Source organism: Rhodobacter maritimus, assembly GCF_058747975.1.
The window spans coordinates 1,979,166-2,001,564 of the sequence record NZ_CM179095.1 but is presented as its reverse complement, the minus strand read 5'-3'; the positions used below and the strand labels follow the sequence as shown (position 1 = coordinate 2,001,564).

Genomic DNA, 22,399 nt, shown 5'->3' with positions numbered 1-22,399 from the left:
ATGACCAAGCTGCCCCTCAAATCGCCCCCCCGGTATGTCCGTCAGCGCGCCCGCGCCGATGGATCCGTGCGGATCTGGTGGGAACCCTCGGCCGCCGCGCGCGCGCTTGGCTTTGCTGCCGTCGAACTCGATGCGCGCCGCCTCACATGGTCGGTGCGCGCGGCCGAGAAGCTGAACCAGGAACTGGAGGCTGCGCAGCGCAGCGGCGGGCGCGCGGCACCGGCGCCGTCCGGCCGCTCGATCGCCGCGCTGATCGACAAATACACCCGCTCGCGCAAGTTCCGCGACCGGGCCGAGAAGACGCAGGCCAGTTACCGCAAGCAATTCGCGCTGATCGAACGCAAATGGGGCACCTGGCCGGTGATCGAATTCACGAAACCCGCGATGAATGCCTGGTATGAGGCGCTGCTGGACGAACGCAGCACCGCCACCGCCATCGCGCGCCTGCGCCACATGTCGATCCTGATGTCCTACGCCGAGCTGATCGGCTGGCGCCCCGAAAACTCGAACCCCTGCGCCAAGCTCGGCATGACCGTGCCCAAGGGCCGCCGCCGGGTCGTCACCTGGACGGAACTGGATGCGCTGATCGCCGCAGCGACGGGGCTGGGCTATCACTCGGTGGTCACGGCCATCGTGATCAGCCTCTACCAGGGCCAGCGGCAGGAAGACATCCGGCGCGCCATGGCTGGAGATTTCCAGCGGCGCGACGTGCAGCTGACGGGTTGGAACAGGCCCCGGCGCATGTGGGCATGGGCGCTCACCCGCAACAAGCGGGGCAATGAGGGCGCGATGATCGTGCACCCTGATGTCGTGCCGGTGCTGGAGGCCGCAATCGCGGCCGCGCAGCAGCGGATCCGCGCCGCCAACCCCGGCCAGCCTGTCACGCCCGAGGCCATGAAGGCAGAACCCCTGCTGATCGACGAGGCGCACGGCACCCCGTTCATCGGCCGGGGCGCCGAGGATCGCTGGCAAAACCGGTTCCGCGCCACGCGCGACGCCGCGATCGAGGCGGCCGCGAAGGCCGGCGCCGATGACCTGGCCGACAGCCTCGCCACCCTCCAGTTCCGCGACCTGCGGCGGTCATTCGGGGCGCTGTCCCGCGCCGCCGGAACGTCGCGCGACGACACGGCCGATGTTCTGGGCAACTCGGCCGCAACCGACCAGCTGCTGGCCGATATCTACATGGCCCCCAGCTTTGAAACCGCCAGCCGCGCCGTCATGTCGATCAGCCGGCCGGCACACCCCTCTGAAGACCAGCCGAAAAGGAAAAAGGCATGAGCAGGAAGCAACCGTTCGACAACCCCGAAATCCACAAGATCGCCCGCGATCTGAGCGAGAACCTGGAGCGCACCGCCGGGCTGCTGGGGGTGCGCATCAAATCCATCACCATCTGCGCGCTGACCGATGGCGGCGATGGTGTGCCCGAGGGCTGGAACCTGAAGACCGGGTGCATGTGCCCGTATTGCCTGATGCGCACGTTGGAAAGCGTGGCCTCGGCCTTCGGCGCAAAGGTCGAGGCAGATGGCGGCGACAGCTGCGCGTGCGAGACGCAGGACCAGGTGCACTGATGGCCGTGGAGATCCGGGGCAGCGGCGAGGTCTGGTGGGTGGTGCACAACGGCGCGCGGATCGGCCTGCCGAAGCAAAGCTACACGAAAGCCTGTGTCGCCGCGAAGGCATTCGAGAAGCGCCAGGCGCGCAGCACGCGCCCCTGCATGTGCTGCGGTCACCAATTCCCCAGCCAGGGCCGCCACCACCGCCTCTGCGCCGAGTGCCGCCAGGTCGCGGCGCAGATGATGGTCTAGGGGGCGGCGATGAACTGGAAAACGAGAGATATTTTCAAGCGGGCGCGCACCACCATTCGGGACGAATGCGTCTTTACGCGCGATCAGATCGCCATCCTAGACGAGCTGGTGACCGTCTTCGAGCAGGCTCTGGAACATGAGATCCGCTGCACCAGCGTCTCCATCAATCACAATTACCAATCCCAATAACAAAAACTCAGAGGGACACCTGACATGAAAATGCTACTGCTCGGCACCGCCATGGCCATCCTGTTCGCGCCCGCCTGGGCCTGCGGCGATGGCGAATGCGGCCCCGCCGATCCGGGCCCCGGCACCGATGCCCCGGCGCCCGCGCCGGAACCGGCTCCGGAACCGGCCCCGGAACCGCAGCCCACGCCGCCCGCGCGCGCGGACCGCGACGGATCCCCGATCGAGACGATCGGCAAACAGCCGCGCCGCCCGCTGCCGCGCCCCTACAGCCTTGCCGCGATCTCGGATCAGTCCTACGCCCCGGCCAAATACACGCCCCTGCCGCAGGTCTGCGCACGCACCTGGTGGGGCGGCCTCCGCTACTCGATCCCGGCCGGTTCCACCAAACACGGCGCGCGCGACCTCTGCCTGCATTGGCTGGAGGGGCAGTGATGGAAGATAAACTTGACGACGACGACATAGCGAAGATTGAAGCTCTCGCTGCGGTGATTGTCGCAAAGGTGCTCGATGAACTGGCGCCGAACTCTGAAACCATCACCACGTCGAACCTTGCGCTCGGAGCATTCGCCTGCACCCTCGCCCGATCACAGCTGCAACGCGCGGCGCTAGACCAGTCCACCTAACTACCCCGGAGGCGCCTATGGCCGAGCACCAGTCCTTTTCTTCGCCTTTCATTCCGCCTGGTGAGCCCATACCGGGCAAGACCTACAGGGCCGACGGTTGGGCTTACATCGACCCCCCGGGCCGGTTTTCGCCGGAAGCGTGGGAGTATTTCCTGAGCCTTATCGGTGAGGGTGAGTACGTCATTCTGGCAAGCAGCTCTGGCATCCATCCATCAGATGGGAAGCCATTCATGCGTGGGCAACTCTTGGTGAGCCCATCCGGGATGGAAAGCATGAAGGCGGCTGCAAGGCCAAAGTCCTAGCCCCACCTCGGAGGCCGCTGTGGCGACACTGAGCTACCCGCAGCACTTCCTGCACGATATCGAGAACATTACTATGACGCCTGACGACGCATTGTCCCTAGCACAGTATCAGCGCCCCGGCGTGCGCATTGTGGTCGGGGCGACATCCGCGAAGGAGCTTCCAGTCACGCCTCTCGGCAGCCTGCATCACCTTCCCGGAGATAACTCATGGCGAGAGCGTGATCTGCGCTTGCGCCTTGGGTTTGTTCCCAGTCTGTGGGCCATGGCATTCGCCTATTCAGTCGAGGCGGCGGGCGGGATCGTCACTGATGATGAATGGCGGTGGCTCCACGGGCCTGCAACGCTTGGTGCCGCCCGTGCCTGTCTGGAAGCCAAGATCATCGAACATTTCGGCGACCCGACAGGTATCTGAAAGACCCGACACCTACCCCCGACGCGTGCCCGCCAGCGGCACGCGTTCTTCATTGTCGGGCCACCGGCGCCGGATCGCGGCGCGCAGCTGGCTCAATGCGTCCTCGATGTCATTGGCCTTGCCGTTATCGGCCGGGTAGGTCCAGGTCGACCAATCATAGGGGAGGGTTCCGGGAATGTGCGGCGCCGGCACCACGCGGCCAACCTCCTGCCCGCGCCGCAACACGACGAAATCGCCGGGCGCAGTCTGGCCGCCAATGACACAGGGTCGCATGGTCCACATGATCAGAACCTATAGCGAACAACCGCCCCGCGCGCATGGAGATTCTGCGGATCAGCGGGGCGTTGCGCATGGCCGTCCGGATCGGACGCGCTCGGACAACGGACGGACGCTAAATGCGCGTCCTGTTTTTCGTAGCATTTTCAGAAGGTTATGGCTCCGGCGGTAGGGATCGAACCTACGACCAATTGATTAACAGTCTATTTTCATGCCGTAACGAGCCATAACTTTGTAAAACTATCCATCCACCTTATCGGCCTTGAAAATAAAGAAAATATGCCTCATGTTAGGTAATGTTCCTAACTCGGGGTAACGCTTCAATACACCCGAAAGTGTTACCCCAGTGTTACCCCAGAGGACAAATTGACTATGGCAAGGGCGCTGACGACCAAGGCCGTTGAGGCCGCTAAACCCGACCCCGCGAAGCGGTATGAGATTCCAGATCCGGCGCTTTCGGGCCTCTACCTTGTGGTGCAGTCCAGCGGCGTGAAGTCATGGGCGTTGCGCTATCGGTTCGGTGGCAAACCCGCGAAGCTGACCCTAGGGCGCTGGCCGCTCATGGGGCTGGCCGAGGCGCGGGCAGCGGCATCTGATGCGCTCGACAAGGTGGAGCGCGGCAAGAACCCTGCGGTTGAGAAGAGGGCGACCAAGGCAGCGAAGATCGACGCGCAGCTTTCCGAGCGGGACAAGGTCAAGACCTTGGTCAAGCAATACGCCAAGCGGCACCTTGCCGGCCTGAAATCCGGTGACGTGGTGAAGCGCGAGCTTGACCGCTTCGTGGTGGCCCAATGGGGCGAGCGGGACATTCACGACATTGCCAAGCGCGACGTGATCGACCTTCTCGACGGCATCGCGGATAGCGGCCGTGTGGTGACGGCGAACCGCGTCCGCGCCTATCTGTCGAGATTCCTCAACTGGTGCGTCGAGCGGGACATTCTGCCCATGTCCCCGGCAACCGGCGTGAAGCCTGCTGCGAAAGAGACAAGCCGCGATCGGGTGCTGTCCGACGATGAAATTCGCTGGTTCTGGTCCGCCTGCGAGGCCGAGGGTTTCCCATGGGGGCAGGTTGGTAGGGCGCTCCTCTTGACCGGGCAGCGGCTGAACGAGGTGGCCCGCATGACGGATGCCGAGATCGACGGTGATCTCTGGTGCCTCGAGGCAGAACGCACGAAAAACGCAAGGGCGCACAATGTGCCCCTGTCAAAGGCCGTGCAGGACATTCTGGCCGCCTCGCCCCGGATCGTCGCGCCGGGGCACAACACGTCTTATGTCTTCAGCACCACAGGGCGTTCCCCTGTTTCCGGTTTCTTCAAGGCGCGGGCGGCGCTTGCTGCTGCCATGGAACAGATTGCAGAGAAAGAGCGAGGCGAACCTGTCGAGATCCCCCGCTGGACCTTCCATGATCTGCGCAGGACGGCGGCAACCGGGATGGCTCGGCTTGGCATCCCCGTGCGCGTCACCGAGGCCGTCCTGAACCACATCAGCGGGACGGGCGGCGGCATCGTGGCTGTATACCAGCGGCACGACTACGCTGATGAAAAGCGGCAGGCGCTGGACGCTTGGGCTTCGTTCGTTGCGTCATTGATCGGCGAAAAAGCCGAAAATGTTGTCCGCATCGGAAAAACGAGATGACGGATGGTGAACCCATTTTGGCGACGTATCGCGTCTGCGACATCGACCGCGCCCGGGCACTTTGGGCGGCGGCGGTTGACGCACTGGGCGAGCCCCAGCGAGAGAAACTTGGCCGCCTGGCGGATCGCGACGGTGCGCCGATCGCGATTGTCGCTGAGTATCTCGGGGCGATGGCGGCCAGCCTCTCGAAAGCCGAACTCGACCAGGTGCGCAAAGATGTCACCCGGCTATCTGCCGAGCTGGGGGCGGCCCTCGCAGGTCTCGACAACCTGGGCCGTGCCGTCCAAATCGGGAGGAACGAACTGGGCGAGAATGTTTGGGGCGCAGTTGCGTTTGCACAGTCGCACATGCGCGATGCCGCGGCTTCGGCCAATCAGGCCAGCCGCGCCCTCGACGCGATTGAAGACGCCGTCGGCGGCCTTCAGGTCCGGGGAAAAGGTGGGGTCGCGGCTAAACTTCGCGACCACTCGCCACAGGTGAGCCTCGCGATCGCGCTCGGCAAACTGTGGCGGGCACAAGGTCTCACGCTGAACGGTGGCCATTCTGGCGACGGGGTTGACCATGTTCTCGCATCGATCGTTGAGGGCGTCGATCAGACCAAAGACCCGCGCGGATCCCGTAAATGGCTGGAAGTCCTGATGGCCGATGTTCGGCGGGAACTTTCTCAATATCCCGGCTAATTGCCCCGAAATTTCTGAAATTCGGTGGGGTTGTTCGCTGTGTAATTTGCGAGGCGATGGGCGCAACGTGGCTTTCGTTATAAACGGAGGCAACGATGCAAAACGGAACCCAACTCCTCAACGCCGCGCAAGTTCGTGCGGCATTTGGTGGTGTCTCGGATATGGCGCTTTGGCGCTGGTCCCAAAACCCTGATCTTGGATTCCCTAAGCCGATCAGAATCAACCGCCGCCGCTTTTGGCGTGCCGATGAAATTGACGCATTCATCGAACGTCAGGGCGATCGGTGATGCATGGCAGACGGATTTTCACTCGGGCCGGATGATTTCGACCGGCCACCTGACGCTGCTTATGCCGAAGGGGCAGAAACGGGCTCTGCCGGGAATTTCGTGCTCATCCCGCGTGGGGATCTCAGGCGGCGGCGTTTTCCGGCTCCGCTGGTTCGTGGGTGGCTCGATCAAGGCGGGCTTTCGGTGCTCTATGGCCCAAGCAACTCAGGAAAATCAACGGCTACCGTGGGACTGGCTCATGCGATTGCCGCGGGGTCGGCATGGAACGGGTTTGAGACTGTCGCAGGTCCGGTCATCTACGTCGCCGCCGAAGATCATGTCGGTATTCGTGACCGCGCCACGGCAATCGAAATCAATTCGCCAAGCATCGCAGCGGCGATCGACCAGGAGGCGAGCTTTTTTATGGTCGCGGGCCATGTGCGGCTCAGCAATGCGACCGCGGTTGACGCTTTCATCGCTGCCGTCGCGGGCCTCGACGCCAGCCTGATTGTTTTCGACACGTTGGCCAGATGCGCCGAAGGCGCTGAAGAAAACTCAGCTTCCGCGATGGCGTCGATTGTCGCCGGTTGCGACAAGATACGGCGCGAGACCGGCGCGCATGTGATGCTGGTTCACCATTCCGGCAAAGACGCCGAGCGTGGTGCACGCGGCTCTAGCGCCCTGCGCGCCGCCGTCGACACCGAAATTCGTGTCGACAGAAAAGGCGATGCGGTGACCGTTGAAACGGTCAAACAGCGCAATCACGCGCCCGCCGATAAGCTGATGCTTCGGATGCGGGCCGTCGAAATAGGACGCGACGCTACGGGCGCGGCGGTCACGGCGGCGGTGCTCGACTGCGATCAGGATTTGGCAGCGCCGTGCCTGGCGGCGATAAATGACGCAAGAAGAGAGACGGCCGATAGCAAGGCCCGCGACCTGGCAAAGCTCTTGTCGCCGGGCGAAATATCGACTGAATCTGCGCGGCAAACGCTTATCGATAGCGGCATGCTGAACGGGAAAACCGCCGAGGCGCGCCGCAAGGAGGCGGCTCGTGCTGTTGATCGGATTCTGGACCTTGGGCTTGCCGAGGTAGTGTCGGACGGCGTGATCTCCATCGGGGGCCGTGCATGATGATGCCGGCCTTCCGGACACGCTGGACACACGAGGACACGCGGATTTTTCGCGTGTGTCCGCAGTTCGTCGTCGGACTGGACACGCCGGACACGCCGGAAGCCCGTTTTCCATCCCCGTGTGTCCGGAAAGCTGGACACGCTGGACACACGAGGACACGCGGGTTTTTCGCGTGTGTCCGGGCCGTGTGTCCGAAGCACCGGACAGGCGGACACACAGACACCCCCCCTTTAGGGGGGTGGCGTCGTGTGTCCGACCTAGGCATGCGGGAGGCCCGATATGGCCGCAATACCTGACCCGGTTCAGACGGAAAAAGCGCTGGCCCGGTGCAGAAACCGTCACGGCCGAGCCAAGCGCTGGCGCAAGATCTGCGCGCGCCTGCGCGCCGATCTCGCCGCTGCCGGTGTTTCGCAAGATGCAATCGACAAGCAGATCGCGACCTTTCGGCAGGCGGTCGCCGATGCCCATGAGCGCAGCAAGATCGAAAGTCGGCAAGCCAAGAGGGCCCGAAGCTACGCGATCCATTTCGAAACGCCGCCTGAGGTCGGGACGGAGATCGACTATCGAGGGCAAGTCGCAACGGTGGTCAGGATCGAGCCATATACCCGAAAAGACGGGGAGCCATCCCAGATTATCCGGTGGCAGATGGAAGACGGCCGAACCGCCACAAGCGCGTTGATCGCGACCAGCGTCAGTTGGAGCCGCGATGCCTGACCTCGAAACGGACATCGCAGACCTGCGGCTCAGGATTGCGACGATCCTGCCCGAGATCGTCGCGGCCGGCCTCGACCCGGTCGAGGAACTGGGCATCCGTCGCCACCAGGTGCCGCTCGCCAGCCCGCGGGGCGGATGCTCGCCCAGGCGGCGCGCCAGCATCGAACGGCGGAACGAGTTGCTTCTCGATCTCGTCGACCTGATCGACCCCGATGGCGAACTCTCTGTCCGGAATCTTTCGGACGCGATCGGCCTCGCCTGGCGGGCCTTCAAATCGCCGCGCGATGCAGACGGCGTCCGAACGATCCATTCGCCTTTCCCGCTGTCGCACGTCGCACACATCCTCGGCGACCTCGACGCGCTCAACCTCGCAAACATCGCGATTTCGGAACGAACCCTTCGAGAGATCATCCGCTCGAAACGCGGAAATTCAATCCGGCAGAATTGAATTTCAGGCGACGCGATTCCCCGGATCGGTCACTTTGCCCGAAAGGAGGCCGACATGACCGGACAAATCACATACGCAGCGCGGGAACGCTTGACCCATCTCCAGCACATCCGCGATCGCTGCCGCGAGGCGGCGCTCGCCGCCACCGCTCGGAAAAATTCCATCCTTCAGGAAGTTGCGGGCGCCCGCGCCGAGCTGCAGGCGCTCGGCCGCGAGAGCTTCGGCAGCCGCGAGGCACGCCAGGCGGCCGACGAAAAAGCGGCCGCCCTCGAAAGGCGGATCGCCGAGATCACGGCCGAATATCCGGGCGCCAAAGCCATCGCGGACGAAACGTCGGCCGAATACCAATCTGCGCTTCGACTCTTCAATTCCTGCGCGACCTTCGCCCGCGAGAACCGCCTTCCGCTCCCGGTCGCGGTCGTCGGCGATGCGCTCGATCCCGAAGCGCGCATGTCTGTCCGGGGGCTTCGCCAATGACCGCCTTCGCAAAGCTTCGCGGCAAAGATCGCGCCGCCGCTCTGTCCGCCCTCGATTCCGTCCCGGCAATCCAAGCCAAGATCGCCGCCGCTCAGGCCACGCTGAAAACCTTGCGCGCGGCGCCGGCCTCTCGTGAGGAGATGCTTTCCGCCGTTGACGTCGGCCTTGACCGCTTCGCAGAAAATGCCCGCAGCGCCTTCGACATTTCCACCCTCCTCGCAAGCGACAGCGCGCCGCGTTTCAGCCCGCGCGACCCGCACGTCAGCGACATCGTCGGCCTCTTGGTCCTGACCGACCGCGACCTCATTCGCGGTCTGATCGTCGACCGGATCGACCGCGCGCTGGCCAACCGTGAGGGCATCGCCCGCACCGAACGCGCAGCGCAGATTGCCGAGGCCTCGGCTGCGCTCTTCGACCTCGAGCTCGAGGAAGAGCGTCAAATCCGCATCGCAGAAAAGGCCGGGCTGGCCGTCCAGCGGCGGCCCGACGCCGACCCCCGCGCGGTTTTGGCAGAAGCGCCTTGAAAAATCTTGGTTCCATCACCGAGGTAACGTGGCCTCGGCAAATGCGCCGCTGCTGCTTTCCGGCGAAGCGGCGAAACAGCGCCCGGTCGGGCGAGACCGACCAAGGGACGGGCGAACCGCACGCCCGTCCCGTCGGCGGCGGGGGGCTCTGTGTGCCCCCCCCGCCGTCACCCCCCCCGTCAAGGGACCGTTCCCGGCAGGGGGCGGGTGCGGGCCGCGCGGCTCCCGGGTTTCGGCCGTTTTTTTGCCGAAAAAAATCGCATTTCGTTTTCGCTTTGGGGGTCTGAATGTCTGAATACACGATGACCGGACCTGAAGTCGCTGAAGCTGCGGGGCGCAGCCTGCGCTGGGTCCAGACGCTTGCCCGCGATCATGGCATTCAACGCGTTGGGCGGGGCCGTTACCGGACGCAAGACGTGATCCGTGCGGTGGCCGCCCACTTCGAGGCGGCGAAGGCCCGCCAGGCCATTCCATCCGGGCGCGAGCGCCACCTGGCTGCACGCGCGACCGAGATCGAAGAGCGAGTGGCCGAACGCCGCCGCGGGCTGATCGCAATGGACGAGGTTATCGGCGCCTTTTCCGCGGTCACCGCGCAGGTGCGCGCCGAGACCGCACCGTTTGCCCAGCTCGACCTCGGCGATGCCACTTCCGGGGTGCTGCGGCGCGAACTGGACGCCGCACTGGATCGGATCGACGCGACAGCCGCGGATCTGATCGGCAAGTTGAAGGTGGGCGCGAAGCTATGACCACAATCCCCCTTTCCGCGCCGCTCACCGTCGCCACGGAAGACGGCGACTTCACGCTTCGGGCGCTTGTTCTTCGTCTGACCTATGAGACGCGACGCCGCATTCGCCAGATCTGGGCCAACGGCCGCGGCGTCAAGCCCATGGCGCTCATTTGCGCCGAGGTTGACCTCGTCGCGAGCCTGCCTTCAGGCACAGCATCGCAGCTCAACCTGGCGGATCTCCAAGCGGCCTTTTCGGCAATTCACTCCATGAAGCGCCGCCAGCGACAGGGCGAGGTTCCGCACTAATGGCTCGGTCCCGCACGTCTCAGCTTGTCGTTGAACTTCTGGATCGCGTGAGCGGCCCAGCGAAGCGGGTTGCGGCGTCTCTTGGCGGCATGAACCGCAAGATCAAAGAGGGCGACCGCGGCGGCGCCGTGACGATGCAGGAGCGCGTTCACGCGGCCATTGTGCGGAACGACGCCGCGCTGGCAAAGGCGCGCATGGGCATCGTCGATACAGTGGGCGCGTATTACGCGCTGAAGGCTGCGATCGGCGGGCCGGTTCAGGCCGCGCGCGAGTTCGAAAGCGCGATGGCCGATGTTCGGAAGGTCGTAGACTTTCCGACGCCCGAAGCGCTCAAGGCATTCAAGGGCGATCTGGTCGCCCTCTCGAAAGAAATCCCGGTCAGCCTGACGGGGCTTGCGGCGATTGCGGCGGCGGCCGGTCAGGCCGGTATCGCGGGCGAGGATCTTGTCCGGTTCACGGGGGCGGCTGCGAAAGTCGGGACCGCGTTCGACATCTCGGCCGACGAGGCCGGGGAGAGCATGGCGAAGATCATGACCGGGATGGGGATGACCATCGACGAGACGGTTCTCCTGGCCGACGCGATGAACCATCTATCGAACAGCCAGGCGTCGAGCGCGGCCGAGATCCTTGACGTGATGAAGCGCGTCGGCGCCACGTCGAAGCAATACGGCTTTGCGGCCGAAGAGACGGCGGCCTTCGCCTCGGCAATGATTGCGGCGGGCGCGGAGTCCGAGGTTGCCGCGACCTCGTTCCGAAACATGGGCCGGGCTCTCACGAAAGGTGACAGCGCGACGAAGCGACAGAGCCTAGCGTTCAAGAAGCTCGGGCTCGACGCAACGAACGTTGCCAAGCGCATGCAGGAAGACGCGGTCGGGACCACGGTTGAGGTTATCGAGAAGCTTGCCTCGCTGCCGAAGGAGGTTCAGGCGTCCGTTTCGTCGGACCTGTTCGGCGACGAGGCGCGGGCCCTCGGCCCGCTGCTGACAAACCTTGATCTCCTGCGCGGCTCGCTCGGCCTCGTGGAGAACCGCTCGAAATACGCCGGCTCCGCCTTCAAGGAGTTCGAGGTGCGGAGCAAGACCTTCGACGCGAAGGTGCTGCGCTTCCAGAACACGATGCGGGCGCTGTCGGTCACGATCGGCGACGCGCTCCTGCCGGTTCTTTCGGATCTGATCGACCGTATCGCGCCTGTCATCGAGAAGTTGACGGCCTTCGTCGATGCCCACCCCGATCTTGTCGCCAACGTGATGATGTCGGTCGGCGCTCTTGTCGCCCTCAAGGGCGCGATCAGCGCGCTACGGTTCGTCGGTCTCCTCGGTAAGGGCGGCGCGCTCAGCCTGCTTGCCGGCTCGCTCGACATGGTGACCGCGGCGGCCGGGGCAATGGGCGGAGGCTTTGCGCGGGGGGCCGCGAAGGCCGAAGCCGCCATGGCTGGGCTCGAGGCCACGACGGCGACGAGGTCGCGGCGGATTGCGGCTCTGGCGCGCGGCTTCGGCAAGGGCGGCCTTGTTGGTGCCGCCGTTTATGCCGGCCTCGCGCCGAAACCTGCGAACTCGGATGAAGCCGAGTCGCTGGAAAAGTCTGCCGCCCGCGTCGCGGCGATGACGCCGGCGGAATGGCAAGACCAGGCCGACCGCGAAACCGCCGCCGCCGCTTCCGGGGCGCCGCTCGAGACGCGATCGGCCGAGATCGCCCGCCTGCGCGACGAGGCCGCAGACCTTCGCAATTACATCGCCGAAATCGAACACAAAATTTCCAATATTGGCGATGGCCCGTTGTCTGCGGCGATGGCGATGCCGTTGCGCGACGAGCTGGCCGCGCGCCAAGAGGATCTTGCCGAAGTCGAGGCGGCGCTGGCCAAGGCGGAGACCGCGGCGACGGCGCTCAACGGCACGCTTGCCGATCTGGGCGGCACGGAAATCAAACCGGTGGTCGACACCTCGTCAATCGAACGCGCCCTTGATCAGGCGACACGTCTCTCCCGCACGCTCCGTGCGCCCGGCGGGGCCGCATCGGCGCCGTCATCCGGGGGTTCCGGTTTCGCGGGCGCCCGGGCCAAGGGCGGCCCGGTATCGGCGGGGAAAACCTATCTCGTCGGAGAGCAGGGGCCGGAGCCGTTCACACCGTCGCGGAGCGGCTATGTCCACCCTACCGGGCGGGGCGGCGGTGGCGTCACGATCTCGGAGATCACCATATCTCCGGTCATTCACGCCGCGGCGGGCCAAGAGGGCGCGATCGTGGATCAGATCATCCAAGAGATCGAGGACCGTCTGCGCCGCTCGCTGAGCGGCATCATGGCCGATTATCATGGAGCTATGTGATGTTGATGATGATCGGGCCTGTCCGGTTCAAAGTGCTGCCCTTCAACATGCACGAGACCGGCCATACCTATGGCGCCGACTTCGCGGAGAAGCCGGTGGTTGGCGCCATGCCGCCCCTCGAGTTTGTTGGGGCGTCTCCTGAGGTCTGGACTGTGCGGGCGATGCTCTTTCCTGAGGCATACGGAGGTGGGGCGTCGCTTACCATCCTGAAACTCATGTCCGACACGGGCCTGCCGCAATACATGATGCGCGGTGACGGCGGGCTTCTCGGCTGGGTCAATGTCATGAAGGTGACCGAGAAGTCCACCTATCTGGCGCGAACCGGCGTGGGCAAGAAGATCGACGTGGACATCGTTCTGCAACGCGCCCGCGCCCCCGGTATCGGCGGCTACATCGCCGCAATCTCCAAGCTGTTCTGATAGGAAAATGGCGATGACGAAAAGTTACAGCTTGATGACACAGAAAAACGGAACGCCGCTCATCATCACCCACGAAAGCCGAACTGAAACCGGGCCTACGGCCCACAAAGAGAGGGAGGTCGTAATGACCAAGACCACTACAGAGACGCTTGCTCAAGCGCGCCGCGAGGGCGCCGCGGCATTCCGGCAAACCATGGCCGCCGTCATGGACAGCCCCGAAGCGCGGGGCCGCGAAGCCTTCGCCGCGGATTTTGCCGGAAAGCTCGCCGAGGCGGGCGTCTCCGCGGAAAGCATCGTGAAATTGCTTGCCGACGTCCCGCGCGCGGCGCCGGAAGGCTACCGGACGATCGAACAACGCGCGGCGGCCGAAAAAGAAATCGGCGGCTGGGCTCAGCCGATGGGCTCCACCAAGGGCGAAACGGCCGAGGACGGCTGGAACGCCGAACTCAAGGCGGCAGGCGGAAAATGACGGCCAAGGGGGGCAGTCATCGGGGGGCACCGGTCACGGTGCCCCTTTCCACATTCGCCGAGCTGATCGGCCGCTCGGAGGGCGCGCTTCGGCGCCTGGCGGCATCCGGCGTCCTGACCATCGCACGAGGCCAGATCGAGGCCGGGCCGGCGGTGCGGGCGATCGTCGCGCACGAAGTTGCCATCGCGATTTCGAAGTCGAAGGTGATCGAACGGAAATCGCGCCAAAGCAACGAGCGCGCGCTATTCTTGCGCAAAGAGATGGAGCGCCACCGTGAACTGATGATCGCTCAATATGCGGCCGGCGAGGATCTCCTGAAGGTTACAAACATGGTCCCGCAGCACGCCGCCGCGTCTGACGCGCTCAGCGCCGCCCTGACGCGGCTCAAGCGCCTCCTCGAGGAGCAATGACCGGGGCGGGGCCTCAACGGCCCCGCGCGGGCTCAGCGATCGGGCAGGAAGCCCTTTTCGCGCAGGGCTTCGGCGAGCAAATCGCGGATTGCCTCGGACACGGTGAGAGGCGGCTCCTGCGTTTCAGTATATGCGGCCAGGGCGACGCGGACGTCTTCGGGCAGGCGAACCCCGACGCGAGGGGTTTCGCCGGTCGCGGGCCGTCCCCGCTTTTTCTGTGTGACAGATATTGACGACATGTTTTATGTGTGACAGAAATAATTCGACCGCGCAAGGTGCAGCAACACCCAACGCGGCCTGACCACAACCGATCATTAGGAGATCAACCATGGCTGACTGTTCGCTTATCACTTCGCCCGACCTGCTCAAAGACCTTCCGACCGTCGCGGACGTGCGCGCGCTTGAGGGCGATGATCCGGCGCTTGTCGCTTTCAAGACCTGGGCAGATCTGCGCGCGGCATTGGCGGGCGTCGACGACAGCGCCGCCTGTGACGCGATAATCGAACTCGAGAGCGCGGCATATGCGCGCTTGGTCAGCACCGCTCCCACGAGCTTGGCAGGCGTCGCAGCCATAAACGGGGCGATCTGGACGGTCGATGAGGGCGCCATGGGGGATCACTGCGCTGGCACTGCTACGGCGCTGGCGACGATCTTCCGCTCGTCCTTCGAGCTGGCGAAGATGCAGGCCGCCGCCTGATCGTCTGACAATCTGGAAAGAGAAAAGGGCGCCGAGGCGCCCTTTTTCGTTTCGCTTCCGTGGTGGCCCTCGTGGCAAACATGATCCACCACTGGTGATAGGAAGGAGAGCCAGCCCCGCTGCAACGGGGCTGGCAACTCTCCAAACATAGGAGGCTTGCCGTGACCGCGCAAGAGTTTCAAGACTGGATGGACGAGGCGGGCATTCGTTATGCCGCTGACATTGTCCGGGCCGTTGGGTGCGCCCGCACCTCGGCCGAGGTGATGATGCGGCAAGCGGCTGCCGGTGAAGACGTTCCGGTCAAGAGGTCGATGGCGCTTGCCATGGCTGCGGTTGCGGCGGGCCTCCGCCCTTGGGGCAACGGAAAGGAGGAAGCATGACGAAGCGAATGGCGTGGGTGTCTATCGCCCTGTCTCTGATCGCGCTCGGGCTGATCCTGCTCGGCGCGGCGGGGTGACGGCCCTGTATCACTGACACAATCGTGGGGGCCGGTCTCGGCCCCCTTTCTCATGCGGCCCTGGTCTATCCGAACTGGATGCGGCGCAGGCTGTCACGGCAAACACCGGGGGCAGACCAACCGGACCCCGCGTCAGGGGACCAAGGGGCCGGTGCAGCGCGATGTTGCATCGGCCTCGTCCTTAACGAGCTCTTAGGATATTCCCGCTAGATGTATACCGAATCACCGAGGCAGATTGATGTTTGAGAAACAGCTACGTGAGCTTACCAGCACTGGAGGGTTGTGGGATCAGGTGGAACGGCAGTGGTCCGAAGTCTGCGAAGCGAACGGAGACACGTTAGACGATTACGCCATCTCATCGTTGCCGGTGCTCCGCGAAACGGCGAAGACTTCGGACGCATCGACCAAGGCAATGGGACTGTTCGATGAAGAAAAACGGTGTCATGCAGTTTGCTTTGCGAACCGAGCGAACATCAAAGGCTATGTAAAACCGGTCCTTCGCATACGACATCTGCTACTTGCGCCAGAGTATGACTACGGCACCCTAGATGCATCGCAGTATGCTACTGCGCTCACTTCGACGTTCGCGGCGGCTGTTTCTCTCGCCTTTTCGGGTCTACCTGCTCAGCATGTTCGCTTCCATCTTCGCAGCCCAGCTGACATATCATTCTTTAGCTCTATCGCGACGACTTTAGGCAACATTCCCCTATTTGAGTCTGTTAATATGCGAGGGGCATGGCTATATCTTGACTTGAAATCACTGCCTGCCGCAGTCACAGGAGAGACCGTATGACCATATACGACCAGATTTACGCAGCTTTTGAAGTTGCGTTTAAGGATGCTATCAGGTCGCAAGGTATCGATGCATTGAAGCGCACGTCGCTATTCGGATCGAATGATCGCAACGAGAACATTGCTCTAGCGGCCTAAGGGCAATAGGCATCCAATGATTACGACCTCGCTTCTGCGGGGTCTTTTTTTGCGAGGGAACAGCCCTTGCTCATGTCAATCAGACATTTTCCCTTCCAATAACCGCCGGATCATTTCAGGCCTGCTGGGCTGATCGTCCTGCGCGGATCTCTGCAAGATTCGTGCTTGAGAGCGTAGGAACTATGGGTGTCCGCACGCCACCGCGTCTGTTACCCCAGATGTTACCCCGAGCAAGAAACGACGAAAGCCCCGAAGGGGCTTTTCTTGCAAATCCTTGATATATTGAGGATTTTTGGCTCCGGCGGTAGGGATCGAACCTACGACCAATTGATTAACAGTCAACTGCTCTACCGCTGAGCTACGCCGGAACACGAGGCGGTGTATAGCGGCAGGCATTCGGCGCGTCCAGAGGGTCTTGCAGGATTTTTTTCATCGCCGTCATATCCGCTCGAACGGCGCATCGGGGTGGAGTGCGCGCTGCGGCCGGACCCTGTTTTGTTGTGTCAGTTCAACAAGGTGCGCGAAGACGTTGCGCCGCGCGGCGGGAAGAAGGGCGGCGGGGGTGTCGGTGTAGATGGCGCGTGTCAGGGCTTCGGCGGTCGCGGGGGCGGCCGCAAGGGCCTCAAGGATCTGCCGGCTGCGGGTCTGCCGGTGTTCGCGCAGCGCGGCGATGCGGGCACTGGTCTCAAGGACCGGATCGCCATGCGCGGGATAGAAGATGCGGGCCTTGCATGCCTCGACCCGGTCGAGCGAGCGGAAATAGTCGCTCAGGTCGCCATCGGGCGGAGAGATCAGGGTGCTGGCCCATCCCATCACATGGTCGCCGGTAAAGACGGCGCCGCCCCACGCGAAAGAGAGGTGGTTGCAGAAATGTCCCGGCGTGTGAATCGCCTCCAGTTCCCATGTCGTGCCGGTGACCCTGTCGCCATCGGCCAGGCAGGCATCCGGTGCGAAGGCCGCGTCCACACCTTCGCCACCGCCCGCCATGCCGCGCGCGGCCAGGTCCTGCATCACCTCCGACCGGCCTGCGCTTGCCGGGCCGAAGGCAAGAACCGGTGCGCCCGTCGCTTCGGATAGGGGGCGGGCAAGGGGCGAATGATCCAGATGTGCATGGGTGACGAAGATATGGCTGATCCGTTCCCCCGGAGAAAGCGCGCCGAGAATCGCATCGAAATGCGCCCGGTCGGCCGGGCCGGGGTCGATCAGCGCGACATCGCCTTCCCCGACGATGTGGCTGATTGTACCATGCAGCGTCATGGGCGAGGGGTTGGGTGCCAGAATGGCACGCAGGCCGGGTTCGGGGGCGCGCAATGTCATATGATCTTTCCTCTGCCTTTGGGGGCCGCTAGGCTTTTTGGCATGAAATTCGGCTGGCTCAAACGCATGATGCCGCGCGGGCTTTACGGGCGGGCCGCGCTGATCCTGATCTTGCCTGTGGTGACCATCCAGCTTGTGGTCTCGGTGGTGTTCCTGCAACGCCATTTCGAGCGGGTGACCCAGCAGATGACCACGACCATGCTGCGCGAGCTGAATTACCTTGAACACCTGGCCAATACCGTTGCCGACCCGGCCTCGGCGCGGGCCGAGGTGGCGCGCATCGCGCGGCCTTTGGGGCTGTCGGTCGGCTGGCCGGAGATGACGGCGGGCGAGGGCGCGGGGGACAGGCGGGCGTTTTACGATTTTTCAGGGCGCGTGGTGATTGCCACCCTGCGCGACGGGCTGAGCGATGTGGAATCGGTGGATCTGGGCAACTCGGGCCAGGTGCGGCTGGTGATGCGGACCCGCCACGGCCCGCTGGAGTTGCTGTTCGACCGGCGCCGGGTGTCGGCCACCAACCCGCATCAGCTGATCGTGCTGATGCTGGCGACGGGGCTTCTGATGACGCTGATCGCCTACATATTCCTGCGCAACCAGTTGCGCCCGATCCGGCGCATGGCGCATGCGGCCGAGGAATTCGGCAAGGGGCGCGTGGTGCCTTACCGCCCGTCGGGCGCGATCGAGGTGCGTTCCGCGGGGGCGGCGTTTCTGGACATGCGCGCCCGGATCGAGCGGCAGATCGAGCAGCGCACGCTGATGCTGTCGGGGATCAGCCATGACCTGCGCACGCCACTGACCCGGCTGCGCCTTGGCTTGTCGATGCTGCCCGAGGACGAGGATGTGGCCGCGATGGAGCGTGACGTGGCCGAGATGGGCCGCCTTGTGGATGCGTTCCTCGATTTCGCGCGCGCCGACGCCGCCGCGGGCGAGCCCGAGGCGCTGGACCCCTGTGCCTTCGTCGCCGACGTGATCGAGGGGGCGCAGCGCGCGGGGCAGAATGTGCGGCTGGCGGACTGCCCTGGGCCGGGGCAGGCCCTCGTCACCTTTCGTCCCGACGGGCTGCGCCGGGCGCTGGAAAACCTGATCGGCAATGCGGTGCGGTATGGAACGGCGGCCGAGGTGTCGGTCATCCTCAGCCCGCGCGCCTGCAAGATCGTGGTTGAGGATGACGGGCCTGGCATCCCTGAGGAGCGCCGCGAAGAGGCATTACGCCCCTTCACCCGGCTCGATCCCGCGCGCAACCAGAACCGGGGGCAGGGGGTGGGCCTTGGATTGTCGATTGCGGCCGATGTGGTGCGCGGCCATGGCGGTGCGATCCGGCTTGCCGAAAGCGAGCGTCTGGGGGGGCTCCAGGTCGAGTTGATCCTGCCCCGCTAGCACCCGCCCGGCTTGTTGCTGTGCGAAGGGACTTGCCGTCCGCCGCGCCTGCGCGCATTGTGAAGGACGCATGAAAGGCCAATGGTTGAACCCGTGCGGCCGCCCCCTTAGATATGGGGCTGACGGGAAGGGCCGGGGGCTGCCGCGGGTGCGGGGCCGGAGCCCTTCTGCTAAAGAGGATTGAGAATGACCGACACCCTCCTGAACAGCTACCCGGTATTGCCGCTGCGCGATATCGTGGTGTTCCCCCATATGATCGTGCCGCTTTTCGTCGGGCGTGAGAAATCGGTCCGCGCGCTGGAAGAAGTGATGGCCGAAGATCGCCAGATCCTTCTGGCAAGCCAGATCGACCCCTCGGTCGACGATCCCGATACCGATGGCATCTTTCGCGCGGGCGTTCTGGCCAATGTGCTGCAACTGCTCAAGCTGCCCGATGGTACCGTCAAGGTGCTGGTCGAGGGCAAGAAGCGCGTGAAGATCACCGAATTCCTGCAAAACCCCGCCTATTTCGAGGCGCGGGCCGAACTGCTGCACGAACTGCCCGGCGACGAGGCGACGGTGAAGGCGCTTCTGCGCTCGGTCGCCGAAGAGTTCGAGCGTTACGCCAAGATCAAGAAGAACGTCCCCGAAGAGGCGCTGGCCGCCGTTGCCGAAACGCGCGAGGCCGACAAGCTGGCCGATCTGGTCTCGGGGCATCTGGGCCTTGAGGTCGCGCAGAAGCAGGATCTTCTGGAAACGCTGGACGTGTCCGAACGCCTCGAGAAGGTCTATGGCCTGATGCAGGGCGAGGTTTCGGTGCTTCAGGTCGAGAAGAAGATCAAGTCGCGCGTCAAGAACCAGATGGAGCGCACGCAGCGCGAATACTATCTGAACGAACAGATGAAGGCGATCCAGCGCGAGCTGGGCGATGGCGAGGAAGGCCAGAACGAAATCGCCGAGCTGGAAGACCGCATCAAGCAGACCAAGTTCTCGAAAGAGGCGCGCGACAAGGCCGAGGGTGAACTGAAGAAGCTCAAGTCTATGTCCCCGATGTCGGCCGAGGCGACGGTGGTGCGCAACTATCTCGACTGGCTCCTGAGCCTGCCCTGGGGCGTGAAATCGCGCGTCAAGAAGGATCTGGGCCAAGCCGAAAAGGTGCTTGATGCCGACCATTACGGGCTTGAGAAGGTCAAGGAGCGCATCGTCGAATATCTGGCGGTGCAATCGCGCTCGGCCAAGCTGAAGGGGCCGATCATGTGCCTTGTCGGCCCGCCCGGCGTGGGGAAAACCTCGCTCGGCCGGTCTGTGGCCCGGGCCACGGGGCGCGAATTCATCCGCATCAGCCTTGGCGGCGTGCGTGATGAAAGCGAGATCCGCGGCCACCGGCGCACCTATATCGGCTCGATGCCCGGCAAGATCATCCAGGCGCTGAAGAAGGCGAAAACCACCAATCCGCTTATCCTGCTCGATGAAATCGACAAGATGGGGCAGGATTTCCGCGGCGATCCGGCAAGTGCGATGCTCGAGGTGCTGGACCCGGAACAGAACGCGACCTTCGTGGACCACTATCTTGAGGTGGAATACGATCTGTCGAACGTGATGTTCCTGACCACGGCCAACAGCTATAACATGCCCAGCCCGCTGCTGGACCGGATGGAGATCATCCCGCTGGCCGGCTATACCGAGGACGAAAAGCGCGAGATCGCCCGCCAGCACCTGATCCCCAAGCAGATCAAGAACCACGGTCTGAAGAAGGGCGAATTCACGCTGAGCGATGCGGCGCTGAACTTCGTGATCCGCCACTACACCCGCGAGGCGGGCGTGCGCAACCTTGAGCGCGAGCTGGCCAAGCTTGCCCGCAAGGCGGTGACCGAGATCCTCAAGGGCAAGCACAAGACGGTCGAGGTCGACGAGGCCAAGGTCGAGGAATATCTGGGCGTCAAGCGCTTCCGCTATGGTCTGGCCGAGAAGGAGGATCAGGTGGGCGTGGTGACCGGCCTTGCCTGGACCTCGGTCGGCGGCGATCTGTTGCAGATCGAGGCGCTGAAGCTGCCCGGCAAGGGGCGGATGAAGACGACCGGTAAGCTTGGCGATGTCATGAAGGAATCGATCGAGGCCGCGTCGAGCTATGTCCGCTCGATCAGCCCCGAGATCGGGGTGAAGCCGCCGAAATTCGAGAAGGTGGACATCCACGTCCACGTTCCCGAAGGCGCGACCCCGAAGGACGGGCCGTCGGCGGGGATCGCCATGGTCACCTCGATCGTGTCGGTGCTGACCGGGATCGCCGTGCGCAAGGATCTGGCCATGACCGGCGAGGTGACGCTGCGCGGCAACGTGCTGGCGATCGGCGGGCTGAAGGAAAAGCTGCTTGCGGCGCTGCGCGGCGGGATCAAGACGGTGCTGATCCCCGAGGAGAACGCCAAGGACCTGGCCGAGATCCCCGAGAACGTCAAGGAAGGGCTGGAGATCATTCCGGTGAGCCATGTCCGCGAGGTGCTGCCCCGTGCGCTGGTGCGGATGCCCGACCCGGTGCAATGGGACGAAGAGGCCGAAGAGGCCGCCGCCGCCGCCGCGCTGAGTTCGGGCGATGCGGGGCAGGGCGCGACCGCGCATTAAGGCCTTTGCGGATGACAACGGCAGGCGCGCCCCCATGGCGCGCCTGTTTGCATTTCGTGTCCGCCATCGCCGCAATGCCAAGATCTTGTGGATTGCCCGTCGCGCTGCTACCATCCGGGCGCCGGACCGCAGGTCTGCGGCCGGTCTTTTCCGCATGATCGGGCGGCGGCCGCCGCCATGACCATGCCGCAGCATCGGGACAGGGCGCAGATGGGCACCACCACCAAGGGAACGAGCAAAGCCGGGACGAAGCCGCCGCAAAAGGCCGCCGCACCGGGAACCGGCGTGAAACCGAAGAAAACCGCCGCTCCGGCGCCTGCACCCGCCGGTGAGGGGGCGGTGCTGGTTCTGCGCAAGAAGGAATTCCTGGACCGCATCCACGCCGAGACCGGCGCGCGCAAGAAGGATGTGCGCGAGATTGCCGATGCGACGCTGAAAATCCTGGGCGAGGCGCTTGGCAGGGGCGAAGCGCTTGCGCTGTCGCCGCTTGGCAAGATCCGTGTGAACCGGCAGGTCGGCAAGGCCGAGGCCGAGACCCTGATCGTCAAGATCCGCCGCGACGGTGCGAAACCCGCCAAAAAGGTCGAACAAACCGCCGAGGAAGGTCTTGCAGAGGCTGAAGAGTAAGGCTAAATACCCCGCTACCGGGTGATTAGCTCAGTGGTAGAGCGCTTCGTTCACATCGAAGATGTCAGGAGTTCAAATCTCTTATCACCCACCATCATTCCTGAAAGCGCGTCCACCGGGACGCGCTTTCTTCTTTCATGGCCCCTTGCGCGGGACGCGGCGGGCAGGATAGAAGCACGCAGCCGGGTGATTAGCTCAGTTGGTAGAGCGCCTCGTTTACACCGAGGATGTCGGGAGTTCGAGTCTCTCATCACCCACCATTTCCA

Annotated in this window: 29 protein-coding genes and 3 tRNA genes; 29 read left to right on the top strand and 3 right to left on the bottom strand. The window is 64.0% G+C overall.

Annotated features, from left to right (window positions below):
• From AC4PTO_RS10220 to AC4PTO_RS10190, 7 genes are all read left to right on the top strand, one after another.
• Positions 1–1,278 (top strand): site-specific integrase, encoded by a 1,278-nt coding sequence (locus AC4PTO_RS10220; protein WP_492728157.1) that lies wholly within the window; start codon positions 1–3, stop codon positions 1,276–1,278.
• A complete protein-coding gene (locus tag AC4PTO_RS10215; protein WP_492728156.1) occupies positions 1,275–1,568 on the top strand; it encodes a hypothetical protein in 294 nt (97 codons plus the stop codon). Before AC4PTO_RS10220 ends, AC4PTO_RS10215 begins: the two co-directional genes overlap by 4 nt.
• Positions 1,568–1,804, top strand: a complete 237-nt coding sequence (locus AC4PTO_RS10210) for a hypothetical protein (RefSeq protein ID WP_492728154.1) — start codon at positions 1,568–1,570, stop codon at positions 1,802–1,804. The genes AC4PTO_RS10215 and AC4PTO_RS10210 overlap by 1 nt, the downstream gene beginning before the upstream one ends.
• A gap of 9 nt (positions 1,805–1,813) precedes the next feature.
• On the top strand, positions 1,814–1,993 hold the full coding sequence (locus AC4PTO_RS10205) for a hypothetical protein (protein WP_492728153.1): 180 nt from the start codon (positions 1,814–1,816) through the stop codon (positions 1,991–1,993).
• 24 nt (positions 1,994–2,017) lie between these two features.
• Positions 2,018–2,425: a hypothetical protein gene (locus AC4PTO_RS10200; RefSeq protein WP_492728152.1), complete on the top strand. Its 408-nt coding sequence runs from the start codon at positions 2,018–2,020 to the stop codon at positions 2,423–2,425.
• Complete coding sequence (locus tag AC4PTO_RS10195) at positions 2,425–2,616, top strand: hypothetical protein (protein WP_492728151.1); 192 nt, start codon at positions 2,425–2,427, stop codon at positions 2,614–2,616. Before AC4PTO_RS10200 ends, AC4PTO_RS10195 begins: the two co-directional genes overlap by 1 nt.
• Before the next feature lie 321 nt (positions 2,617–2,937).
• Positions 2,938–3,330: a hypothetical protein gene (locus AC4PTO_RS10190; RefSeq protein WP_492728150.1), complete on the top strand. Its 393-nt coding sequence runs from the start codon at positions 2,938–2,940 to the stop codon at positions 3,328–3,330.
• Between the two features lie 12 nt (positions 3,331–3,342).
• On the opposite strand, the gene AC4PTO_RS10185 is transcribed toward AC4PTO_RS10190, so the two are convergent.
• On the bottom strand, positions 3,343–3,612 hold the full coding sequence (locus AC4PTO_RS10185) for a hypothetical protein (protein ID WP_492728149.1): 270 nt from the start codon (positions 3,610–3,612) through the stop codon (positions 3,343–3,345).
• Between the two features lie 366 nt (positions 3,613–3,978).
• Between AC4PTO_RS10185 and AC4PTO_RS10180 the strand changes: the two genes are divergently transcribed.
• The 17 genes from AC4PTO_RS10180 to AC4PTO_RS10100 all read left to right on the top strand — a co-directional run bounded on the left by AC4PTO_RS10180 (position 3,979) and on the right by AC4PTO_RS10100 (position 16,080).
• Positions 3,979–5,241 (top strand): tyrosine-type recombinase/integrase, encoded by a 1,263-nt coding sequence (locus AC4PTO_RS10180; protein WP_492728148.1) that lies wholly within the window; start codon positions 3,979–3,981, stop codon positions 5,239–5,241.
• A complete protein-coding gene (locus tag AC4PTO_RS10175) occupies positions 5,238–5,921 on the top strand; it encodes a hypothetical protein (RefSeq protein ID WP_492728147.1) in 684 nt (227 codons plus the stop codon). The genes AC4PTO_RS10180 and AC4PTO_RS10175 overlap by 4 nt, the downstream gene beginning before the upstream one ends.
• A 95-nt stretch (positions 5,922–6,016) precedes the next feature.
• Positions 6,017–6,208, top strand: coding sequence for a helix-turn-helix transcriptional regulator (locus AC4PTO_RS10170; protein ID WP_492728145.1), 192 nt, complete (start codon positions 6,017–6,019; stop codon positions 6,206–6,208).
• A gap of 3 nt (positions 6,209–6,211) precedes the next feature.
• A complete protein-coding gene (locus AC4PTO_RS10165) occupies positions 6,212–7,318 on the top strand; it encodes an AAA family ATPase (protein ID WP_492728143.1) in 1,107 nt (368 codons plus the stop codon).
• A 279-nt stretch (positions 7,319–7,597) separates the two neighbouring features.
• Positions 7,598–8,032: a DUF6074 family protein gene (locus AC4PTO_RS10160; protein ID WP_492728142.1), complete on the top strand. Its 435-nt coding sequence runs from the start codon at positions 7,598–7,600 to the stop codon at positions 8,030–8,032.
• On the top strand, positions 8,025–8,480 hold the full coding sequence (locus AC4PTO_RS10155; protein WP_492728140.1) for a hypothetical protein: 456 nt from the start codon (positions 8,025–8,027) through the stop codon (positions 8,478–8,480). Before AC4PTO_RS10160 ends, AC4PTO_RS10155 begins: the two co-directional genes overlap by 8 nt.
• A gap of 54 nt (positions 8,481–8,534) precedes the next feature.
• Entirely contained in the window at positions 8,535–8,957 is a 423-nt protein-coding gene (locus AC4PTO_RS10150) for a hypothetical protein (RefSeq protein ID WP_492728138.1), read from the top strand.
• Entirely contained in the window at positions 8,954–9,481 is a 528-nt protein-coding gene (locus AC4PTO_RS10145) for a hypothetical protein (RefSeq protein WP_492728136.1), read from the top strand. The genes AC4PTO_RS10150 and AC4PTO_RS10145 overlap by 4 nt, the downstream gene beginning before the upstream one ends.
• Before the next feature lie 287 nt (positions 9,482–9,768).
• A complete protein-coding gene (locus AC4PTO_RS10140) occupies positions 9,769–10,227 on the top strand; it encodes a hypothetical protein (RefSeq protein WP_492728135.1) in 459 nt (152 codons plus the stop codon).
• Positions 10,224–10,514: a hypothetical protein gene (locus AC4PTO_RS10135; protein WP_492728133.1), complete on the top strand. Its 291-nt coding sequence runs from the start codon at positions 10,224–10,226 to the stop codon at positions 10,512–10,514. The genes AC4PTO_RS10140 and AC4PTO_RS10135 overlap by 4 nt, the downstream gene beginning before the upstream one ends.
• 89 nt (positions 10,515–10,603) lie before the next feature.
• On the top strand, positions 10,604–12,835 hold the full coding sequence (locus AC4PTO_RS10130; RefSeq protein ID WP_492728132.1) for a phage tail tape measure protein: 2,232 nt from the start codon (positions 10,604–10,606) through the stop codon (positions 12,833–12,835).
• Complete coding sequence (locus AC4PTO_RS10125; protein WP_492728131.1) at positions 12,835–13,254, top strand: phage tail protein; 420 nt, start codon at positions 12,835–12,837, stop codon at positions 13,252–13,254. The genes AC4PTO_RS10130 and AC4PTO_RS10125 overlap by 1 nt, the downstream gene beginning before the upstream one ends.
• A 124-nt stretch (positions 13,255–13,378) precedes the next feature.
• Entirely contained in the window at positions 13,379–13,723 is a 345-nt protein-coding gene (locus AC4PTO_RS10120) for a hypothetical protein (RefSeq protein ID WP_492728130.1), read from the top strand.
• Positions 13,720–14,133 (top strand): hypothetical protein, encoded by a 414-nt coding sequence (locus AC4PTO_RS10115; RefSeq protein ID WP_492728129.1) that lies wholly within the window; start codon positions 13,720–13,722, stop codon positions 14,131–14,133. The genes AC4PTO_RS10120 and AC4PTO_RS10115 overlap by 4 nt, the downstream gene beginning before the upstream one ends.
• A 328-nt stretch (positions 14,134–14,461) precedes the next feature.
• Positions 14,462–14,830: a hypothetical protein gene (locus AC4PTO_RS10110; RefSeq protein WP_492728127.1), complete on the top strand. Its 369-nt coding sequence runs from the start codon at positions 14,462–14,464 to the stop codon at positions 14,828–14,830.
• A 161-nt stretch (positions 14,831–14,991) separates the two neighbouring features.
• Positions 14,992–15,210, top strand: a complete 219-nt coding sequence (locus tag AC4PTO_RS10105; RefSeq protein WP_492728126.1) for a hypothetical protein — start codon at positions 14,992–14,994, stop codon at positions 15,208–15,210.
• A gap of 315 nt (positions 15,211–15,525) precedes the next feature.
• The gene (locus AC4PTO_RS10100; protein ID WP_492728124.1) at positions 15,526–16,080 is read left to right on the top strand and encodes a hypothetical protein; all 555 of its coding nucleotides are present in this window, start codon (positions 15,526–15,528) and stop codon (positions 16,078–16,080) included.
• Positions 16,081–16,510: 430 nt separating this feature from the next.
• On the opposite strand, the gene AC4PTO_RS10095 is transcribed toward AC4PTO_RS10100, so the two are convergent.
• Together AC4PTO_RS10095 and AC4PTO_RS10090 are read right to left on the bottom strand one after the other, a co-directional pair.
• Positions 16,511–16,585: transfer RNA gene (locus tag AC4PTO_RS10095), tRNA-Asn, on the bottom strand.
• Between the two features lie 70 nt (positions 16,586–16,655).
• Positions 16,656–17,534, bottom strand: a complete 879-nt coding sequence (locus AC4PTO_RS10090) for an MBL fold metallo-hydrolase (protein ID WP_492728122.1) — start codon at positions 17,532–17,534, stop codon at positions 16,656–16,658.
• A gap of 42 nt (positions 17,535–17,576) precedes the next feature.
• Here AC4PTO_RS10090 and AC4PTO_RS10085 point away from each other — a divergent pair, with 42 nt between their 5' ends.
• From AC4PTO_RS10085 to AC4PTO_RS10065, 5 genes are all read left to right on the top strand, one after another.
• Positions 17,577–18,911 carry an ATP-binding protein gene (locus AC4PTO_RS10085; protein ID WP_492728120.1) on the top strand — a complete coding sequence of 445 codons (1,335 nt, stop codon included), beginning with the start codon at positions 17,577–17,579 and terminating at the stop codon, positions 18,909–18,911.
• A 186-nt stretch (positions 18,912–19,097) separates the two neighbouring features.
• Positions 19,098–21,506 carry an endopeptidase La gene (gene lon / locus AC4PTO_RS10080; RefSeq protein ID WP_492728118.1) on the top strand — a complete coding sequence of 803 codons (2,409 nt, stop codon included), beginning with the start codon at positions 19,098–19,100 and terminating at the stop codon, positions 21,504–21,506.
• A gap of 177 nt (positions 21,507–21,683) precedes the next feature.
• Positions 21,684–22,133, top strand: a complete 450-nt coding sequence (locus AC4PTO_RS10075; RefSeq protein ID WP_492728116.1) for an HU family DNA-binding protein — start codon at positions 21,684–21,686, stop codon at positions 22,131–22,133.
• 19 nt (positions 22,134–22,152) lie between these two features.
• Positions 22,153–22,227 (top strand) — tRNA-Val (locus tag AC4PTO_RS10070).
• 90 nt (positions 22,228–22,317) lie between these two features.
• Positions 22,318–22,393: transfer RNA gene (locus tag AC4PTO_RS10065), tRNA-Val, on the top strand.
• Positions 22,394–22,399: the final 6 nt, after the last annotated feature.

What these genes read in the sequence shown, in the direction of transcription:
- AC4PTO_RS10210 (WP_492728154.1), top strand. Translation starts at nt 1,568, where the DNA reads ATGGCCGTGGAGATCCGGGGCAGCGGCGAGGTCTGGTGGGTGGTGCAC.
- AC4PTO_RS10175 (WP_492728147.1), top strand. Translation starts at nt 5,238, where the DNA reads ATGACGGATGGTGAACCCATTTTGGCGACGTATCGCGTCTGCGACATC.
- AC4PTO_RS10120 (WP_492728130.1), top strand. Translation starts at nt 13,379, where the DNA reads ATGACCAAGACCACTACAGAGACGCTTGCTCAAGCGCGCCGCGAGGGC.
- AC4PTO_RS10200 (WP_492728152.1), top strand. Translation starts at nt 2,018, where the DNA reads ATGAAAATGCTACTGCTCGGCACCGCCATGGCCATCCTGTTCGCGCCC.
- AC4PTO_RS10220 (WP_492728157.1), top strand. Translation starts at nt 1, where the DNA reads ATGACCAAGCTGCCCCTCAAATCGCCCCCCCGGTATGTCCGTCAGCGC.
- AC4PTO_RS10170 (WP_492728145.1), top strand. Translation starts at nt 6,017, where the DNA reads ATGCAAAACGGAACCCAACTCCTCAACGCCGCGCAAGTTCGTGCGGCA.
- AC4PTO_RS10195 (WP_492728151.1), top strand. Translation starts at nt 2,425, where the DNA reads ATGGAAGATAAACTTGACGACGACGACATAGCGAAGATTGAAGCTCTC.
- AC4PTO_RS10215 (WP_492728156.1), top strand. Translation starts at nt 1,275, where the DNA reads ATGAGCAGGAAGCAACCGTTCGACAACCCCGAAATCCACAAGATCGCC.
- AC4PTO_RS10085 (WP_492728120.1), top strand. Translation starts at nt 17,577, where the DNA reads ATGAAATTCGGCTGGCTCAAACGCATGATGCCGCGCGGGCTTTACGGG.
- AC4PTO_RS10155 (WP_492728140.1), top strand. Translation starts at nt 8,025, where the DNA reads ATGCCTGACCTCGAAACGGACATCGCAGACCTGCGGCTCAGGATTGCG.
- AC4PTO_RS10135 (WP_492728133.1), top strand. Translation starts at nt 10,224, where the DNA reads ATGACCACAATCCCCCTTTCCGCGCCGCTCACCGTCGCCACGGAAGAC.
- AC4PTO_RS10150 (WP_492728138.1), top strand. Translation starts at nt 8,535, where the DNA reads ATGACCGGACAAATCACATACGCAGCGCGGGAACGCTTGACCCATCTC.
- AC4PTO_RS10180 (WP_492728148.1), top strand. Translation starts at nt 3,979, where the DNA reads ATGGCAAGGGCGCTGACGACCAAGGCCGTTGAGGCCGCTAAACCCGAC.
- AC4PTO_RS10165 (WP_492728143.1), top strand. Translation starts at nt 6,212, where the DNA reads ATGGCAGACGGATTTTCACTCGGGCCGGATGATTTCGACCGGCCACCT.
- AC4PTO_RS10100 (WP_492728124.1), top strand. Translation starts at nt 15,526, where the DNA reads ATGTTTGAGAAACAGCTACGTGAGCTTACCAGCACTGGAGGGTTGTGG.
- AC4PTO_RS10125 (WP_492728131.1), top strand. Translation starts at nt 12,835, where the DNA reads ATGTTGATGATGATCGGGCCTGTCCGGTTCAAAGTGCTGCCCTTCAAC.
- AC4PTO_RS10140 (WP_492728135.1), top strand. Translation starts at nt 9,769, where the DNA reads ATGTCTGAATACACGATGACCGGACCTGAAGTCGCTGAAGCTGCGGGG.
- AC4PTO_RS10145 (WP_492728136.1), top strand. Translation starts at nt 8,954, where the DNA reads ATGACCGCCTTCGCAAAGCTTCGCGGCAAAGATCGCGCCGCCGCTCTG.
- AC4PTO_RS10160 (WP_492728142.1), top strand. Translation starts at nt 7,598, where the DNA reads ATGGCCGCAATACCTGACCCGGTTCAGACGGAAAAAGCGCTGGCCCGG.
- AC4PTO_RS10130 (WP_492728132.1), top strand. Translation starts at nt 10,604, where the DNA reads ATGAACCGCAAGATCAAAGAGGGCGACCGCGGCGGCGCCGTGACGATG.
- AC4PTO_RS10205 (WP_492728153.1), top strand. Translation starts at nt 1,814, where the DNA reads ATGAACTGGAAAACGAGAGATATTTTCAAGCGGGCGCGCACCACCATT.
- lon (WP_492728118.1), top strand. Translation starts at nt 19,098, where the DNA reads ATGACCGACACCCTCCTGAACAGCTACCCGGTATTGCCGCTGCGCGAT.
- AC4PTO_RS10115 (WP_492728129.1), top strand. Translation starts at nt 13,720, where the DNA reads ATGACGGCCAAGGGGGGCAGTCATCGGGGGGCACCGGTCACGGTGCCC.
- AC4PTO_RS10075 (WP_492728116.1), top strand. Translation starts at nt 21,684, where the DNA reads ATGACCATGCCGCAGCATCGGGACAGGGCGCAGATGGGCACCACCACC.
- AC4PTO_RS10185 (WP_492728149.1), bottom strand. Translation starts at nt 3,612, where the DNA reads ATGTGGACCATGCGACCCTGTGTCATTGGCGGCCAGACTGCGCCCGGC.
- AC4PTO_RS10090 (WP_492728122.1), bottom strand. Translation starts at nt 17,534, where the DNA reads ATGACATTGCGCGCCCCCGAACCCGGCCTGCGTGCCATTCTGGCACCC.
- AC4PTO_RS10110 (WP_492728127.1), top strand. Translation starts at nt 14,462, where the DNA reads ATGGCTGACTGTTCGCTTATCACTTCGCCCGACCTGCTCAAAGACCTT.